We start from the raw sequence: 17,314 nt of genomic DNA on the forward strand, positions 1-17,314 counted from the left end.
AATCTGGCCTTATGATAGGCTGACTCACGATTCCGATGTGTCGAAGGTGAAGACGAATGCGCTACGTTCAGCTGCGAGCCTTTCATCAGGTGGCCATCTCAGGCGGTTTTTCGCGGGCCGCCGAAGCGCTGTTCCTGACCCAGCCGGCCATATCAGATCAAGTGCGCAAGCTGGAGGAAGAGTATGACGTGCTGCTGTTCAACCGCAACAAGAAGCAGGTCACGCTGACCCATTCGGGCCAGAAGCTGCTGGAGATAACCCATCGCATGTTCGATACCGAACAGCAGGCGCTCGAACTTTTGACGGAGTCACGCGCGCTGCGTTCCGGCACGCTGCGCATCGTTGCGGACGCCGCACACCATCTGCTGCACATCCTCGGCAGTTTCCGGGCCCGCTATCCCGGCGTGCAGGTGTCGGTGCGCGCCGGCAACACCGAGACGGTAATCAGCAGCCTCTACAGCTACGATGCCGACATCGGCGTCTTGGGCGAGGTGCCGACCGGGCGCGATTTCGAGGTGCTGAAACTCAACTCCACGCCGATCATCGCCTTCGCCTCCATCGGTCACCCGCTGGCAGGCAAGAAATCGCTGACGCTGAAACAACTTGCGCAGGAATCGCTGGTCATGCGCGAACGTGGTTCGAAGACGCGCCAGAAGCTCGAGGATCTCGCCGCTGCGTCGAAGGTTGAGCTCAGGCCAGTCATCGAGGCCGAGGGCCGCGAGGCCGTCCGCGAAATCGTCGCATCGGGCGCCGGCATCGGCTTTGTCTCGGCGGCCGAATTCGGCCAGGATTCGCGGCTGGTGCCAATTGCCATCGACGCGCCTGAGACGCTAATGGATGAAGCGCTGATCTGCCTGCGCGAGCGCAGCGGCGGCAAGCTCGTGCGCGCCTTTCTCGACATGGCGAGATCAATGTCGGCGGATTAAGCCGCCGCCGCTCTCATCTCCATTACATCCGCCTTCACCCGCATCGACTTCGGATCGTAAGGGCTGCGTAGGTGCGCCGTGGCCGCGTGGCGTATGCCGGCAAGGTCGATCTCGAAACGTCCACCGGTGAGGAACGCGGCATCGACGCCGGCTTCGTTCTCGATCAGCCCGAGCGCGACCGAACGGCCGAGCGTGTGACCATAGGCGGCCGAGCGAACCTCGCCGACCGGTCTGCCGTCGCGCAGGATCAGTTCGCCGCCCCACAGCATTGGTTCGGCATCGTCGAGCGTGAGGAGTACGATGCGTTTTGCCGGCGCCGACGACGACTTGGCTTCTACCAGCGCATCGCGGCCGATGAAACCACCAGGCTTGTCCATGGCGACGGCGAAGCCAAGTCCGGCCTGCCAGGGGTTGATGTCAGGCGTCAATTCCCTGCCCCAGGCGCGAAAACCCTTTTCGATGCGCAAGGCGTCGAGCGCGTAGTAGCCGGCGTCAGTCAAGCCAAACTCACGTCCGGCCTCATGCAGCGCTTCGTAGACGCCGACGGCGAATTCGGTCGGCACGATCAGCTCCCAACCGAGTTCGCCGACATAGGTCATGCGGTTGGCATAGGCGGTGGCGTAGCCGATATCGATCTCGCGGATCGTGGCAAAGGGGAAGCCGGCATTGGAAAGATCCGCCGAGGACAGTTTGCTCAGGAGATCGCGCGAGCGCGGCCCCATCACCGCCAGCACCGCGTAGGACGAGGTGACGTCGGTCAGGATGGCATGGGCGTCGGACGGGATCTTCTTGACGATCCAGTCGGCATCGTGAACCGCCTGCGCCGAGCCGGTGACGATGAGGAATTTTTCCGCGGCAAGCCGCATCACCGTGAGGTCGCTTTCGTAGCCGCCGCGATCGTTGAGCACGCCCGTGTAGACCGACGTCCCGACCGGCACGTCGACATTGCCGGCGCAGATGCGGTTGAGCACGGCACAGGCGTCGCGGCCTTGGACGAGCAGCTTGGCGAAGGAGGTCTGGTCGAAGATGGCGACGGCTTCACGCGTCGCCTTCATTTCGCGCTGGGCGGCCGCGTGCCAGTTCTGGCGGCCGAAGGCGTAGTCGTTCTCGGCCTTCTCGCCCGGTGCCGCAAACCAGTTGGCGCGCTCCCAGCCCATCTTGGAGCCGAAGCAGGCGCCCTTGGCCGCGAGCCGGTCGTAGAGCGGTGAGCGGCGGAAGGGCCGTGCGGTGTCCAGTTCGCGGTTCGGCCAGGGCATGGCGTAGTGTAGGCCGAGCGTCTCCTTGACCCGATCATGCAGCCAGCGCGGATTGTTGTTGAACGAGGCGAAGCGCCTGATGTCGACCGGCCACAGATCCATGGTCGGCGCACTGTTGACGATCCATTCGGCCAGCGCCCTGCCCGCACCGCCGGCGCTGGCGATGCCCATCGAGTTGAAGCCCGCGCCGACATAGAAGTTCTTGAGTTCCGGCGCTTCGCCAAGGATAAAATTGTTGTCCGGGGTGAAGCTTTCGGGGCCATTGTAGAATTTCTTGACCTCGGCCTGTGCCAACTGCGGCACGCGAACGAGCGCGTTTTCCATCAGGATCTCGAACTGGTCCCAATCATCCGGCAGCAAGGCGAACTCGAAATTCTCGGGAATGCCGTTCATGCCCCATGGCTTGGCATGCGGCTCGAAGCCACCCATGACCAGGCCGCCGACCTCCTCCTTGAAATAGATGAAACCGTCGGGGTCGCGCATCACGGGCAGGTCCGGGTCCACGCCCTCGATCCGGCCGGTGACGATGTACATGTGCTCGGCCGAATGCAGTGGCACCGAGACGCCGCACATCAGGCCCACCTTGCGCGCCCATTGGCCGGCGCAGTTGACGACGATCTCGGTTGCGATGTCGCCCCGGTCCGTCGCGACGCCGCAGGCGACGCCGTTTTTCACCGTGATGCCGGTAACCTTCACCCGCTCGAAAATTTTGGCGCCACCGTTGCGCGCGCCCTTGGCCAGCGATTGCGTGAGATCAGTTGGGTTGGCCTTGCCGTCGCCCGGCAACCAGACAGCGCCGACCAGATCGTCCGTCGCCATGACAGGCCAGAGGTCGCCGGCCTCTTTCGGCGAAATCACGTCAATCTCCACCCCTTGCGCACGCGCCGACGCGGCCGTGCGCTTCAGCACTGTCATGCGGTCGACCGTGCGCGCCACCGACAGCGAGCCGCAATTCTTCCAGCCGGTGGCGAGCCCCGTCTCGGCTTCCAGCTCGCTGTAGAGCTGCGTCGAATATCGGATCAGGCTAGTCATGTTGGAATGGCTGCGCAGCTGCCCGACCAGGCCGGCGGCGTGCCAGGTGGTGCCGCCGCTGAGCTGGCCCTGCTCAAGCAAGACGACGTCGGTCCAGCCGAGCCTGGTCAGGTGATAGGCGACAGAGCAGCCGATGATGCCGCCGCCGACAATGACAATTCGTGCCTGGGTGGGAAATTCATGGGCCATGAGCGTTCCGCCATTTGAAGGGAGGGCGGACACTAACACAGCAAAACCAAATATCAACTCAAAAAGTCACAAAATACCACATCAAGCTGCAACGATCAGTTCAGGCCCCTTTTGCAAAAGCGCCTCGGCAAGGGCGGGTTCGGGAATAGTGTCGACGATCACGCCGGCAGCGCGGTCGAAGTTTGGAATCCTGAGCGGCGTCAGCTTGCCGAACTTGCTGCTGTCGAGCACGAAATAGGTCTTGCCGGCGAGCGCGATCATACGACCGCGCTGTTCCGCGCCGGCACGGGTGAAGTCGGTGACCTCACCGTCCGGCGACAAAGCGCCGCCGCCGAGAAAGGCGATGTCGACACGAAAGCGGGCCATCGCATCGAGCGTGTCGATGCCGGAGGCTGCCTCCTCGCCCGGATCGATTTCGCCGCCCAGCATATGCACGCGCATGCCGGGGACATGGCACAGATGCAGCGCGATCTTCAGGCTGGCGGTGCAGATGGTGAGATCGCGCAGTTCCGTCATGGCCTGCGCGACGGCCATGGTGGTGGTGCCGGAATCGAGAAAGACCACCATGCCATCCCTGACCAGGCCGGCCGCCGCCTTGCCGATCGCCGCCTTGCCCCCTGCATTTTCCTGGCTGCGCAGGCTCATCGCCGGCTCGCTTGGCTCGAAGCGCGCCGCCCCGCCATGCACGATGCCGAGCCTGCCCTGGTCCGAAAGCAGCTTCAGGTCACGACGGATGGTTTCGCGCGACACGTCGAAGAACGCGGCCAACTCGGCGACGCTGACGGACCCCTGGGCACTAAGCCGCCTGAAAATTTCATCGTGGCGACGCGGGGCAAGGGCGCGCGCCGACTGGCGGGAGACGGGAGACATGGCGATTCCTCATGTCGAGCATTGATGTTGCAATATGTGGCAGTGAACCGGCGTGCACGCAACCGCGCCTGATGGGGTCGCTACCGATCGGCTCTCGCATTGCCCGTCGAGCCTAGGATTTTCGCGATAGGCCGCCGCCCTCGATCGCCTTGACGAGCGTCTCGCTGCCTTCGCGCAGGTGCTGGCGCAGAATGCTCACGGCCTTCTTGCCGTCGCGCCGGCGGCAGGTGGCCAGCAGGTCGCGATGTTCCGCCTGCGAGCGGGTGCGATAGTCGAGGTTCGACAGCAGGATGCGGACATAGCGATCGGCGGCGTTGTGATGCGCCTCGATCAGGCCGAGCAGACGCTGGTTGCCGCAGGCATGATAGAGCGACAGGTGAAAGGTCCGATTCAGCGCGCCCCAGCGACCGACATTGCGCTCGGCATCGATCTGGTCGAGCGCCTGTTCGGCTTCATCGAGCTTGCCGTCGGACAAAGCGGGCACGGACAGCCGCAGCGCTTCGCATTCGAGCAGTTCGCGCACGGCATAGATCTCGCTGATTTCGGCGCCGTCCATCCGGGCGACATGCGCGCCCTTGGTCGGGTGGATCGAAACAATGCCTTCGGCTTCCAATTGGCGAAGCGCGTCACGAATAGGCATCCGGCTGAAGCCGAACTGCTCGGCCAGTTCATCCTGGCGCAGCGCGGTGCCGGCCCTCAGCGTGCCGCTGGCAATGGCCTCGCGCAGGACGTTGGCGACCTGTTCCGCCACCGTCTGCGGCCTCTCGATCAGGCTTTCCGCAAATCCGCGCAATCGATGTTCCCCTGTCACGCGGAATCCAGCGTAATAGAAAACCACCGGACTGGATATGCGTATCCTCGTGTACGAGACTAGCCTCGGCCCGAAACCGCTTCCCTCAATCAACCTCGACTGCAACCACCGCCGCGCAGTCGCCGGCCTTGACCAGCCCGGGGAAATGCCGCGCCGCCAGCATGCCCGACATCTTTGCCCGGATCTCCTGCGGGGCAATACCGGTGCGACCGGTGGAGTGGATGCGCGCCAGCACCGCGCCCTTCTCCACGGGCTCGCCGAGATCGACCATGGTTTCGATCATGCCGTCATCCTCGGCGAAGGAGAAGCAATCGCCCGACGGCATATCGAGCCACTGGGTTCTGCCCTTCTCGGCCGCACCAGCAACAATGCCGGCGTGGCGCAGCAGATTGAGGATGCCGCGACGCGCGACGCGCACCGTTTGCGCACGCGAGGTGCCGCCCCCGCCAAGCTCGGTGCTGACGAAGACCTTGCCCATTTCCTCGGCCGCCGTGTCGTACATGCCAACCGAGTCGATCTCGATCATGCGCATCGAGAACGGTGCGGAGAATGCCGCGACCGCGTCGAAAGCTTTCTGCTCCAGCGCCTTGTCGGGGAGCGTGTGGGCCGCGCAGAACGGCACGAAATCCAGCGTCTTTCCGCCGGAGTGAAAGTCGAAGACGATGTCGGCGCGCGGCAGCAATTCGCGCTGGAAATAGTCGGCGATCTTTTCGGTCACCGTTCCGTCCGGGCGGCCGGGAAAGCTGCGGTTCATATTGCCCTTGTCGATCGGCGAGGTGCGCGTGCCAGCGCGGAAGGCCGGATAGTTCATCGCCGGCACGATGATCACCATGCCGCTGACGTCCTTTGGATCGAGCGTGCGGGCGAGATCGTAGAGCGCCAGCGGCCCCTCATACTCGTCGCCATGGTTGCCGCCGGAAAGCAGCGCCGTCGGTCCCTTGCCGTTGCGGATGACGCAGATCGGGATCATCACCGAGCCCCAGGCCGAATCGTCGCGGCTGTAGGGCAGACGCAGGAAACCGTGCTGGACGCCGTCACGATCGAAATCGACGGTCGGCGCGATTGGCGACGGGCGGAGGCTGGACATCGGGCTCAATTCTTCACCACCAGTTTGCGCGGCACATTGGCCAGGCACTCTACACCGGTTTCGGTGATCAGGATGGACTCGGTGATTTCCAGCCCCATCGTCTCCAGCCACAGGCCGGTCATGAAATGGAAAGTCATTCCGGGCTTGAGTTCGGTGCGGTCGCCGGGGCGCAGGCTCATCGTGCGCTCGCCCCAATCCGGCGGATAGGAAAGACCGATCGAATAGCCGGTGCGGTTGTCCTTGACGATGCCGTATTTTTTCAAGACGGCGAAGAAGGCATTGGCGATGTCCTCGCAGGCGTTGCCAGGCTTTGCCGCCGCAAGCCCCGCCTCCATGCCTTCCAGCGTCGCCTTCTCGGCATCGAGGAATTCCTGTGTCGGCTTGCCGAGGAAGACGGTGCGCGACAGCGGGCAGTGGTAGCGGTTGTAGCAGCCGGCGATCTCGAAGAAGGTGCCCTCGCCCCGCTTCATCGGCTGGTCGTCCCAAGTCAGATGCGGCGCCGAGGCATCCGCGCCGGACGGCAGCAGCGGCACGATCGCCGGGTAGTCGCCGCCAATACCGTCGACGCCGCGTGTGCCGGCATCATAGATCTCGGCGACCAGATCGCATTTGCGCATGCCGACTTCGATTCTGTCGACGATGCGCTGGTGCATGGCTTCGACGATGCGGGCGGCCTTGCGCATATAGTCGATCTCGGTCGGGCTCTTCACCGCGCGCTGCCAGTTGACCAGCGCGGTGGCATCGACAAACCGGGCGTTGGGCAAATGCTTCTGCAGCGAGGCGAAGGCAGCGGCCGAGAACCAGTAATTGTCCATCTCGACGCCGATGGTGAGCGTGCCCCAGCCGCGATCGGCAAGCACGCTGGACAAGAAATCCATCGGGTGGCGTTCGGTCGACTGCACGTAGTGGTCGGCATAGCCGACGATGTTGTCCTGCGCGAGATAGGCGGTGCGCTTGGCGCCGTTGGCGTCCTGGCCACGGCCGTACCAGACCGGCTCGCCCGACGGCGGCACGATGACGGCCTGATGCACATAGAAGGACCAGCCATCGTACCCGGTCAGCCAGGCCATGTTGGAGGGGTCGCTGACGATGAGGAGATCGACGCCCTTGACCTCCATGGCTTGCCGCGTCTTGGCGAGGCGATCCGCAAATTCGCCGCGCGAGAATTTCAGGTTCGGTTGCATTGTTCTTGGTCCTCGTTTTGCGGCCAGCATCAGCTCTCGAAAATGGTTCCGGCACTGGCGGCGCGAGCCCGGTCGCGGGCGAGCGTGGCGATCGCGGTGTCCTGCACACCAGTGCCGGTGAGATCGGCGATAGTGATATCGCTGGCCGAGCGTCGGCCGTGCCTTCCGCCTGCGATGATCTGGCCAAGTTCAGTTACCTCGGCATCGGCAGCCATCACCCCTGCCGCGATGGCATGATGCAGTTCGCCCAGCCGCCGCGTCTGCCGCGCGCTGTCGGCGACATAGAGGTCGGCCATGCGCAGGATGGCGGGCGCGATCTCGTTCTTGTGTTCGGCGTCCGAGCCCATGGCGGTTATGTGCTGGCCAGCGGCGACGAAGCCTGCCTTGATCAGTGGCTCGGTTGAGGGCGTGGTGGTGACGATGATGTCAGCGCCGGTAGCCGCCTTTGCCGCGTCACGCTCGGCGCGCACGACGATGCCCAGTCTTTCGCGCAAGCGGGCAGCAGTGGCTTCGGCCTTGGTGGCATCGCGCGCCCAGATGCGTGCTTCCTCGATCGGCCTGACAAGACGCAGTGCTTCCAATTGCAGACCTGCCTGCAAACCGGCGCCGAAGATCGCTGCTACAGCGGAGTCTTCGCGGGACAAGTGCTTCGCCGCGACCGCGCCTGCCGCGGCGGTGCGGACATCGGTCAGATAGCCATTGTCGAGCAGCAGCGCCTCGACCACACCGGTCTTTGCCGAAAGCAGCACCATCATGCCGCCACCGCTCGGCAGACCGAACTTCGGATTGTCGAAGAAGCCGGAGCTGATCTTCACGGCAAAGCCATCGATACCGGGTACGTAGGCGGACTTCACGTCGACCTCGCCGCGATGCTCGGGGATGTCGAGGCGCAGGATCGGCGGCATCGCCACCGGCAGAGTGGCGAGTGCGCGAAAAGCGTTCTCGACAACGGCGACGGCATCGAGATCAAGCGTCACGATCTCACGCAATTCTGCTTCGGTCAGGATCGTCATACGGCTCATGCGGCGCGCTCCCCGATTGCCTCGCCGCAGATGATCCCGCGGTGCGCATTCATGTCGATGTTGCGGCCCGAGAGAAGTGCGACCACCGGACCGCTCGGCTTGACCTTGCCGGCAAGCAGCGCAGCGATGGCGACCGCGCCAGCGCCCTCGACGATCTCACGTTCCTGCGCATAGGCATGGCGGATGCCGGTGGCGATCTCGTCCTCGCTGAGCAGGATGACGTCGTCGAGCAGGTCGCGGCACATGGCGAAGGTCAGCCTGTTGTCGAGGCCGATGCCACCGCCTAGCGAATCCGCAAGCGTCGGCAGTTCCTCCACCAGGACAGGTCGGCCGGCATCGAGGCTCGCTTTCATCGCCGCACCGCGCGCCATCGAAACGCCGATGACCTTTGTGCCGGGGCTGACACCCTTGACGGCTGCAGCCACGCCGGAGGCCAAGCCACCGCCGGAGAGCTGCACCAGCACGAGACCGGCATCCGGAACCTGCTCGATCATCTCCAGCCCGAGCGTGCCTTGCCCGGCGATGATAGCGGGATGATCGAAGGGCGGCAGCATCACCAACCCTTCCTGTGCCACCAGGCGCTCGACCTCCTGATGCGCGTCGTCCTGGCTGTCGCCGACAATGCAGACCTCCGCGTCAAGCCGGCGGATTTCGTCGAGCTTGTTCTGCGGCACCAGCCGCGACATGCAGATCACCGCGCGCATGCCTTCGAGCTTCGCCGCATGCGCCAGTGCCCGGCCATGATTGCCGGTCGAGGCTGCGATGACGCCGCGTGCCTTTTCTTCCGCGCTCAGCGAAGCGATGGCATTCGAGGCGCCACGCAGTTTGAAGCTGCCGGTGGTCTGGCGGTGTTCGAGCTTGAGGTGGACGGGGATGCCAAGGCGTTCCGACAGGCTATGGGATAATACGGTTGGCGTGCGCTCGATCTTGTCGGCGATACGTTCGCGGGCGGTGCGGATGTCCTGAAGGGCGACGGCGCTCGTCATCGGGCGCCCCCCCTCTGGTCTGCCGGCCATCTCCCCCTCGAGGGGGGAGATTGGCAGCTTCAACGCCGGCGCTTTTCCTGCAACGTCGATGATTGGCGAAAGCCTAGCAGCAGCTAATGTCCCCCCTTGAGGGGGAGATGGCCGGCAGGCCAGAGGGGGTCGCTCGTGCACGCAAGACATAATCTTACTGCACCAGCGGCAGCGTCATCAGCCGCCCGAATTCGGGATGAGCCATCTCATCGCCACACAGCCGCAAACAATTCCAGGCGCTGGCCTGGTTGCTGGTCACCACAGGGCGGCCGGTCGCCTCCTCCATGCCGGCAACTGCGAGGGCGCCGCGCAGCGCCGTGCAAGACACGAACAGGGCATCGGCGCTCGCGTCGGTAGCCTGACGCGCGAGATCGACAAGCGTCGCCGGCGGGATGCGTGCCATCTCGCGGTCGTCCTCGAAACCGAGACAGGTAAAGCTGGCGATCTCGAAACCACGCGCCGCGAAATAGGCCGCCATCGGCCTGGAGGTCTCCACCGTGTAGGGGGTGAGGATGCTGATCCGGCGCACGCCGAAGGCATTCAGCCCGCGCACGCCGGCCATTGGCGGCGTGACGACGGGAACGCCTGGTTTGGCGGCCTGGATCGCCGCCTCGATCTCGGCATCGCCGATCACCACCGAGGCCGAGGTGCAGGAATAGCAGATGGCGTCGAGCTTCTCCTCGGGCAGGATCAGGGCAGCACCCGCCGTCAGCGCCGGCTGCATCTTGCGCAGGTTTTCCGGCGTCGTCGGATTGGCATAGGGAATGCGCGCGACATAGACGCCGATGCGCTCGCTTGCCACCATGCGGCGAAAGTCCGGCTCGCTGGTGTGATCCGTGGCAAGGATGATCAGGCCGATGCGCTTGTCGAGCGGACGATCATCAAGCGCCGGCCGACTGGAATAGACCTTGATCTCTGGCAAAGGCTTCATGCGTTATCTCTCGATCTTGCCATAACGGCGTTCCAGCCAGCGCAGCAGCACGACCGAACAAAGACTGATGGCGAGGAAGAAGGCGCCGACCAGCGTGATCGGTTCGATGTAACGATAGTAGGTGTTGGCGACACTTTTGGCCTGGTTCATCAGCTCCAGCACGGTGATCGCCGAGAGCAACGGCGTCTCCTTGAACATGGCGATGAAATAATTGGCCAACGCCGGGATCATCGGCGGGATGGCCTGCGGGATGATGATGTGAGTCCAGGTCTGCCGGGCGTTGAGATTGCAGGCCTTGGCGGCCTCCCACTGGCCACGCGGCACATTGTCGATGCCGGCGCGGTAGACCTCGGCCGTGTAGGTGCCGTAGTGCAGCCCAAGCCCGATGACGCCGGCGACGAGCGGCGGCAGCAGGATGCCGATGTCGGGCAGCACGTAGAAGATGAAATAGAGCTGCACGAGAAGCGGCGTGCCGCGGATGAATTCGGCCGCCCAGCCGACGGTGCGTGACAGCGCCTTGTTGGGCGAGCGGCGCGCCAGCGCGATGCCAAGCCCGACGATCGCCGCCAGCACCGAGCCGAGCAGCGTCGCTAGGATGGTGATCTTCACCCCCTGGATCAGCGTCGGCAGGATCTGCCGGACAAAATCCCAATCCCACTCCATCAGCAGACCCAGTTTATCAGAAGGGCATTGGCCATCAGACGCGCACCCCATCAAGGCCGCGTGCCATGCGGCGCTCCAGCGAGCGCACACCCCATGAAATGAGCAGCGCCAGGATGAAATAGATGACCAGGATGGTGGCGAACGGCACCATGGTGTTGCCGGTCTGGGCGCGTACCACCTGCGCCTGGAAGGTCAGGTCGGCGAGCGAGATCAGCGAGACGACGGAGGTGGCCTTCAGCAGTTCGATGGCGTTGTTGCCGAAGGTCGGCAGCATCACCAGAAACGCTTGCGGCAGGATGACGTGGCGCAGACCCTGCCAACGGCCGAGATTGAGCGCGATGCAGGCCTCATGCTGTTCGCGGCCGATCGACTGCACGGCGCCGCGCACCACTTCGGCGGCATAGGCGCCGACATTCAATCCCAGCGCCAGCACGCCGGCCTGCAGCGGGGTGAGCTCAAGGCCAATCAACGGCAGCACGAAATAGGCGAAGAACAGCTGCACGAAGATCGATGTGCCGCGGAAGAATTCGATATAGGCGGTGGCGAGCGCCCGCAAAATGAAGAAGCGCGACAGCCGTCCCATGCCGGCGAGAAAGGCCATGATCAGGGCAAGCACCGACCCCATCAGCGTCAGTCCGATGGTGACAAGCGCTCCCTGCACTATCAGGCCGAGATAGCCGGACCATTGGGTCATGAAATTCGAGGCTCCAACGTTGGCGGTTAGCTTCCTTCTCCCCGTTCCACGGGGAGAAGATGCCGGCAGGCAGATGAGGGGCGGCGCTAGCATGGCAGAACTTGGCGCCGCCCCTCATCCGTCACTTCGTGACACTTTCTCCCCGTAAAACGGGGAGAAGGGAAGAAGGGCGCTACTTCGCCGAGCAGAGCTTGTCGCGCGTCGTCGACATCGCGGCGGCCGCTGAGAAGCCGTAGGGCTCGATGATCTTGGCGAACTCGCCCGACTTCTTCATCTTGGCCAGCTCCACGTCGTAGGCATCGCGCAGCGCCTCGTCGCCCTTCTTGAAGGCGGCGCCGTCGCAATAGACCGGGGCGCCTTGCACCGGCGCGATGACTGCGAGGTTCGGATCATTGGCCTTCTTCATCAGATCGTTGATCGACAGGACAGGCAGCGAGTAGGCGTCGATGCGGCCGTCCTGCACCATCTTCAGGCCGCTTTGTCCATCCGGCACGACGATGACGCGTTCGCGCGGCACGCCGGCGTTGAGCGCCAGCTTCTCCTCGGTGCCGCCGCCTGGCGCGCCGATCGTGGCTGATGTGTCCTTGGCGACGTCCTCGTAGCTCTTGAAGCCTTTCGGATTGCCCTTCTTCACCAGCATCGCCTCGGCATCGCACAGCACCGGTTCGGAATAGGCGACAGCGGCGCAGCGCTCCGGCTTCATGAACAGGCCGGCGGTGACGACATCGAAACGGCCAGCCTTCAGGCCGGGGATCATGGCGCCATATTCGGAGATCGAGGCGACGATGTCGCCAACGCCGAGCCGTTTGAAAATCTCGCGCGCCACGTCGGGTGCTGCGCCAGAAACCTTGCCGTCAGCGGCGACCGCCGTATAGGGCGGCTCATTGGCGATGGCGACGCGGGCGAAGCCCTGTGCCTTCAACTGTTCGAGCTTGCTGTCGTCGGCCGAACCCGTGGTCGAGGCGGCCAGCACCACCGTCAGTGCAAGGCCGGCGACGCCGGCCAGAATGCCAAGTTTCTTCATTGTTCCCAACTCCTTGTTTCTTGTCTTGGTTTTGGCTTCTTGCCTTGGTTTGTCTGGGGCGGCCTTCCGCCCCCGCAAAGCGGTCAGACGCGATGTCCGGCCGCGATGATCTTCTTCAGGAAGCCTTGTGTGCGCTCCTGCTTGGGATGGCGGAAAATCTCGTCGGGCTTGCCTTCCTCGACGATCTTGCCGCGATCGAAGAACAGCACCCGGTCGGCGAAATCGTGGGCGAAACCCATCTCGTGCGTGACAAGGAGCATGGTCATGTCGGTCTCGGCGCAGAGCCGCCACAGAACGTTGAGCACCTCCTCGACCAGTTCCGGGTCAAGCGCCGACGTCACCTCGTCGAACAGCATGATCTTGGGCTGCAGAGCGAGCGCGCGGGCGATCGCGACGCGCTGTTTCTGGCCGCCGGACAGCTGCGCCGGCATCGCCTTGGCCTTGTCGGCCATGCCGACCATGTCGAGCAGTTCCATCGCCCGCTTTTCGGCGGCGGCACGCGGCGTGCCCTTGGTCAGCATCGGCGCCAGCGTCACATTGTCGATGACGCTCTTGTGCGGAAACAGGTTGAACAGCTGGAACACCATGCCGATCTTCTGGCGCATCCTGGCCAGATGCCGCTCGTCGGCGGGCAGCAGCTGGCCGTTGCGTTCCATGTGATAGAGTTGCTCGCCCTCGATCTGGATGTGGCCGCCATCGATGCGCTCCAGCGTCATCAGGATGCGCAGGATCGTCGTCTTGCCCGAACCGGACGGGCCGATCAGCGCCAGCTTCTCGCGCGGCATGACCTGCATCGACAGGCCGTCGAGCACCTTGAAGCTGCCGAAGCTCTTCGAGATGCCGTCGATCTTGATGATGGGAACGGCGGTTGCGGACAAATGAATTTCCCCGTGCTGGAGAAGCCTGTGCCCTTAACGATGCGGAACGCGCCAAATCATGTCAATTGGGAAAATAATATCATGACAATATTTCCCATTCCGCACAATTTGGGAGCAATATCGGCCTAAATGGCAAGCAGCAGGTGCTCGGGATCGCCAAGCAACAGCTTGGTGACAACGCCGAGGCCGGCGCGCAGTTCCCCTTCGGTGGTCGAGCCGAGCGAGATGCGCACCGCCGGATGCCACGGCGCATCGGAAATGCGGAAGGAGGTGCCCGGCGCGATCGCCACGCCCTGCAGCCGCGCCTGGGCGACAAAGCCCTCCTCGGCGCGGTCGTCGGGCAGCTGCAGCCAGACGTGCAGCCCGTCGCGCCGGGCGCGATAGTCGATCCCGGCAAGGACTTGCGCCGCGATATCCTGCCGCCGCCGCAATGCGGCGCGCTGCCAGCGCACCAGTTCCATCGCCGTGCCGTCGGTCACCCATTTGGTGGCGATCTCGGCCACCAGCGGCGTTGCCATCCAGTTCGAGACCAGATGCCGGTTGGCGACAGCGGCGACATAGCGGTCGGGCGCGGCGAGGTAGCCGATGCGCAGCCCGGGCACGGTGATCTTGGTGAAGGAGGTGACGTAGAGCGTGCGTTCCGGGGCGAAGGCGGCGACCGGCGGCGGCCGGTCCTCGACCAGCGGCCCCAGCACGTCGTTCTCGATGATGGCAATGTCGTGCTTGCGCGCAACGGCAGCGATTTCTTCGCGCCGCCGTGCGTCCATGAGGGTTGCCGTCGGGTTGATCACCGAAGGCTGTACAAACACCGCGCGGATGTCGGAAAGCCGGCAGGCCTCGTCCAGCGCCTCGGGGATCAGGCCGTTATCATCGATCGGCAGGCCTTCGAGGTTGAAGCCGAGATAGCGCGCCAGCGGCACCAGCGTATGATGGCCGATCGCCTCGGTGGCGACGGTCGACCCCGGTGGCGCCACGCTCATCAGCGCCACCGTCATGCCGGCGGTCGCGCCATTGGTCAGGCTGATGTTCTGCGCGGAAATGTCGAGCCCGCACAGTTTCAGCCATTCGACGGCGACGGCGCGGTGGCGCGGGAACACCATGTTGGGCCGGAAGGACAGCGCCGAACTCGACGGCAGGTTTTCGGCCAGCCAGCCCAACGCCTGCTTCAGCCGCTCCAGATGCATCGGCTCGCAGACCGGCTTCAGGATCGAGAGGTCGATGACTTCGCCCAGGCGCTCGGGCAGATAGGGCGGTTCCGGCTCACGGCGCTGCGTCTGGACAAAGCTGCCGCGGCCGATCTCGCCCGAAATCAGGCCGCGGCGGATCAATTCCTCATAGGCACGGCTGACCGTCTGCACCGAGAGTTTGAGATCGTCGGCCAGCCGGCGATGTGTCGGCAGCCGCGCGCCATTGGCAAGCCGCCCGTCATGGATGGCGCGCGCGAACTGGTCGGCCAGCGATTGATAGGCTGGCCGCCTTATGAGCGCGGGATCGGGTTGCCACAATGTCATGACTTATTAGAGATCGAAATCAGTGCAATTGACAATCGAAATAATGCGCCATCATGGTACTGTGGACGAAAAAGTGGGCGCCGATGACTGCTGCGAAACTCGACCCGATCGACCTCAAAATCCTCGCCGCCATCCAGCGCGACGGACGCATCACCAAGCTGGCGCTGGCCGAGCAGGTGGGGCTGTCGCCGACACCGTGCTGGATGCGGCTGCGCAAGCTGGAGAAGGCCGGCATCGTCTCGGGCTATCATGCAAGGATCGCCATGCGCGCCGTGGCCCCGGTCGCCACCGTGCTGATGGAGGTGACGCTGGCCAGCCATCGCCAGGCCGATTTCGACCGCTTCGAGCGCGTCATCCGCGACATTCCCGAAATCGTCGCCTGCTGGTCGGTGGGCGGCGGCGTCGACTATGTGCTGAAGGTGATGGCGCGCGACATCGACGCTTATCAGCGGCTGGTCGACAGCTTGCTCGAGCGCGAGATCGGCATCGACCGCTACTTCACCTACATCGTCATCAAGACGGTGAAGGACGATATCGCGCTGCCCATAGCCGACCTCTTGCCGGTGTCGACCTGACGCCGGAGAGATCGTCTGCCCGATCGGCGCAATAGAGAGAAACTCTCTACCAGCGTGCGCCCAAACAGCCCCTCTGTCTGCCCACGATGGATAGTCTCCCGGCATCAGACCGAACCGGGAGGCTTCGACCATGTCCGCGCATTTCGCCCGCTCGCATCGCCATGAGGCGCTCGACCGCCTCGCCGACCGCCGGCTGCTGCGCGAACTTGCCTATGTCGACGGGCATTGGACGGCAAGCGAGGCCGCCGAAAGTTTTGAGGTCACCGACCCCGCGACGGGAAGCACGGTCGCCTTCGTCGCCGCGCTGGATGCGCGGCAAACGACGAAAGCGATCGATGCCGCCGCCCGCGCCTTCCCGGCCTGGCGGTCGCTCCTGCCGCAGGAGCGTTCGAAAATTCTGCGAAAATGGTTCGAGCTGATCATCGCCGCGAAAGACGACCTCGCTCTGCTGATGACACTCGAACAGGGCAAGCCGCTGCAGGAATCGCTCGGCGAGATCGATTATGCCGCCTCCTTCGTCGAATGGTATGCGGAGGAAGCCAAACGTCTGAACGCCGAGAGCGTCACCAGCCATTTGCCTGATGCGGAAATGATGGTGCGGCGTGAGCCGCTCGGTGTCGTCGGCGTCGTGACGCCGTGGAATTACCCGTCGGCGATGCTGACCCGCAAGGCAGCCGCTGCTCTCGCCGCCGGCTGCACCATTGTCGCGCACCCCTCCTCGGAAACGCCGCTGTCGGCGCTGGCGCTGGCCGAGCTTAGCGAGCGCGCCGGCCTGCCGGCCGGTGTCTTCAACATCGTCACCGGCAAGGCCGCGACGATCGTCGGTTGCATGTGCGAAGACCCGCGCGTCCGCGCCATGAGTTTTACGGGCTCGACCGAGATCGGCAGGCTGATTGCCGCGCAGAGCGCACCGACGATGAAGCGGATGGTGATGGAGCTTGGCGGCCACGCCCCGCTGATCGTGTTTGCCGATGCGGATATCGACAGAGCGGTGAACATCGCCATCGATGCCAAATTCGCGACATCGGGCCAGGACTGCCTTGCCGCCAATCGCATCTATGTCCAGCGTCCGCTCTACGACCGCTTCTGCGCCGCTTTTGCCAGGCGCATCGCGGCATTGCGGACCGGCAACGGCCTTGACCAGGAGACCGACATCGGGCCGTTGATGCATGAGCGCGCCGTGGCGAAGGTCGAAGAGCAGGTCACCGACGCCATCGCTCATGGCGCGCGCTGCCTTGCCGGCGGCAAGCGGCATCCGGCCGGGCCGCTGTTCTACCAGCCAACGCTGCTGGCCGATGTGCCCGACGCGGCGCTGATCATGCGCGAAGAGACCTTTGGACCGGTCGCGGCCGTGACGCCGTTCGACAGCGAGGAGGAAGTCATCGCTCGCGCCAACGCTACCGAATATGGCCTGGTTGCCTATGTCGTGACCGAGAACGGCGCGCGCCAGCAGCGCATGGGCCGCGCGCTCGACTACGGCATGGTCGCCATCAACCGCGTCAAGATCACCGGCGCGCCGATCCCGTTCGGCGGCGTCAAGCAATCCGGCATTGGCCGCGAGGGCTCGCGCCATGGCCTCGAAGCTTTCACCGATCTGAAATATCTCTGTTTAGATGCGGCTTAGGCCTCACCCGGATTTCTCAAG

Annotated in this window: 16 protein-coding genes; 3 read left to right on the plus strand and 13 right to left on the minus strand. The window is 64.3% G+C overall.

Features of this window, described 5'->3' with window-relative positions; translation table 11 throughout:
* The first annotated feature begins 56 nt into the window (after positions 1-56).
* Positions 57-926: a LysR substrate-binding domain-containing protein gene (locus CKW40_RS05870; RefSeq protein ID WP_095198961.1), complete on the plus strand. Its 870-nt coding sequence runs from the start codon at positions 57-59 to the stop codon at positions 924-926.
* Here CKW40_RS05870 and CKW40_RS05875 read toward each other — a convergent pair.
* From CKW40_RS05875 to ehuR, 13 genes are all read right to left on the minus strand, one after another.
* Positions 923-3,403: a GcvT family protein gene (locus tag CKW40_RS05875; protein WP_095198962.1), complete on the minus strand. Its 2,481-nt coding sequence runs from the start codon at positions 3,401-3,403 to the stop codon at positions 923-925. The two genes, CKW40_RS05870 and CKW40_RS05875, sit on opposite strands and share 4 nt — an antisense overlap.
* 81 nt (positions 3,404-3,484) lie before the next feature.
* Positions 3,485-4,273, minus strand: coding sequence for a DeoR/GlpR family DNA-binding transcription regulator (locus CKW40_RS05880; RefSeq protein ID WP_095198963.1), 789 nt, complete (start codon positions 4,271-4,273; stop codon positions 3,485-3,487).
* 112 nt (positions 4,274-4,385) lie between these two features.
* The gene (locus CKW40_RS05885; protein ID WP_244571093.1) at positions 4,386-5,066 is read right to left on the minus strand and encodes a GntR family transcriptional regulator; all 681 of its coding nucleotides are present in this window, start codon (positions 5,064-5,066) and stop codon (positions 4,386-4,388) included.
* A 103-nt stretch (positions 5,067-5,169) separates the two neighbouring features.
* Entirely contained in the window at positions 5,170-6,171 is a 1,002-nt protein-coding gene (gene doeB / locus CKW40_RS05890) for a N(2)-acetyl-L-2,4-diaminobutanoate deacetylase DoeB (RefSeq protein WP_095198964.1), read from the minus strand.
* A 5-nt stretch (positions 6,172-6,176) separates the two neighbouring features.
* Positions 6,177-7,355, minus strand: a complete 1,179-nt coding sequence (gene doeA / locus CKW40_RS05895; RefSeq protein ID WP_095198965.1) for an ectoine hydrolase DoeA — start codon at positions 7,353-7,355, stop codon at positions 6,177-6,179.
* Positions 7,356-7,384: 29 nt separating this feature from the next.
* Positions 7,385-8,377: a cyclodeaminase gene (locus CKW40_RS05900; protein ID WP_095198966.1), complete on the minus strand. Its 993-nt coding sequence runs from the start codon at positions 8,375-8,377 to the stop codon at positions 7,385-7,387.
* Complete coding sequence (gene eutB / locus CKW40_RS05905; RefSeq protein WP_095198967.1) at positions 8,374-9,363, minus strand: hydroxyectoine utilization dehydratase EutB; 990 nt, start codon at positions 9,361-9,363, stop codon at positions 8,374-8,376. The genes CKW40_RS05900 and eutB overlap by 4 nt, the downstream gene beginning before the upstream one ends.
* A gap of 184 nt (positions 9,364-9,547) precedes the next feature.
* Positions 9,548-10,324, minus strand: coding sequence for an ectoine utilization protein EutA (eutA, locus tag CKW40_RS05910; RefSeq protein WP_095198968.1), 777 nt, complete (start codon positions 10,322-10,324; stop codon positions 9,548-9,550).
* A 3-nt stretch (positions 10,325-10,327) separates the two neighbouring features.
* The gene (gene ehuD, locus CKW40_RS05915; RefSeq protein WP_095198969.1) at positions 10,328-10,987 is read right to left on the minus strand and encodes an ectoine/hydroxyectoine ABC transporter permease subunit EhuD; all 660 of its coding nucleotides are present in this window, start codon (positions 10,985-10,987) and stop codon (positions 10,328-10,330) included.
* 34 nt (positions 10,988-11,021) lie between these two features.
* Positions 11,022-11,681 (minus strand): ectoine/hydroxyectoine ABC transporter permease subunit EhuC, encoded by a 660-nt coding sequence (gene ehuC, locus CKW40_RS05920; RefSeq protein WP_095198970.1) that lies wholly within the window; start codon positions 11,679-11,681, stop codon positions 11,022-11,024.
* A gap of 172 nt (positions 11,682-11,853) precedes the next feature.
* Complete coding sequence (ehuB, locus tag CKW40_RS05925; RefSeq protein WP_095198971.1) at positions 11,854-12,705, minus strand: ectoine/hydroxyectoine ABC transporter substrate-binding protein EhuB; 852 nt, start codon at positions 12,703-12,705, stop codon at positions 11,854-11,856.
* A gap of 83 nt (positions 12,706-12,788) precedes the next feature.
* Positions 12,789-13,583 carry an ectoine/hydroxyectoine ABC transporter ATP-binding protein EhuA gene (ehuA, locus tag CKW40_RS05930; protein ID WP_095198972.1) on the minus strand — a complete coding sequence of 265 codons (795 nt, stop codon included), beginning with the start codon at positions 13,581-13,583 and terminating at the stop codon, positions 12,789-12,791.
* A gap of 125 nt (positions 13,584-13,708) precedes the next feature.
* Positions 13,709-15,094 carry a MocR-like ectoine utilization transcription factor EhuR gene (gene ehuR / locus CKW40_RS05935; RefSeq protein WP_095198973.1) on the minus strand — a complete coding sequence of 462 codons (1,386 nt, stop codon included), beginning with the start codon at positions 15,092-15,094 and terminating at the stop codon, positions 13,709-13,711.
* Positions 15,095-15,177: 83 nt separating this feature from the next.
* Between ehuR and CKW40_RS05940 the strand changes: the two genes are divergently transcribed.
* Both CKW40_RS05940 and CKW40_RS05945 read left to right on the plus strand, forming a co-directional pair.
* Positions 15,178-15,669, plus strand: coding sequence for an Lrp/AsnC family transcriptional regulator (locus CKW40_RS05940; protein WP_095199169.1), 492 nt, complete (start codon positions 15,178-15,180; stop codon positions 15,667-15,669).
* A gap of 130 nt (positions 15,670-15,799) precedes the next feature.
* Positions 15,800-17,293: an NAD-dependent succinate-semialdehyde dehydrogenase gene (locus CKW40_RS05945; protein WP_095198974.1), complete on the plus strand. Its 1,494-nt coding sequence runs from the start codon at positions 15,800-15,802 to the stop codon at positions 17,291-17,293.
* Positions 17,294-17,314 lie beyond the last annotated feature (21 nt).

Origin of the sequence: Mesorhizobium carmichaelinearum (genome assembly GCF_900199455.1) — a bacterium.
Lineage (GTDB): Bacteria > Pseudomonadota > Alphaproteobacteria > Rhizobiales > Rhizobiaceae > Mesorhizobium > Mesorhizobium carmichaelinearum.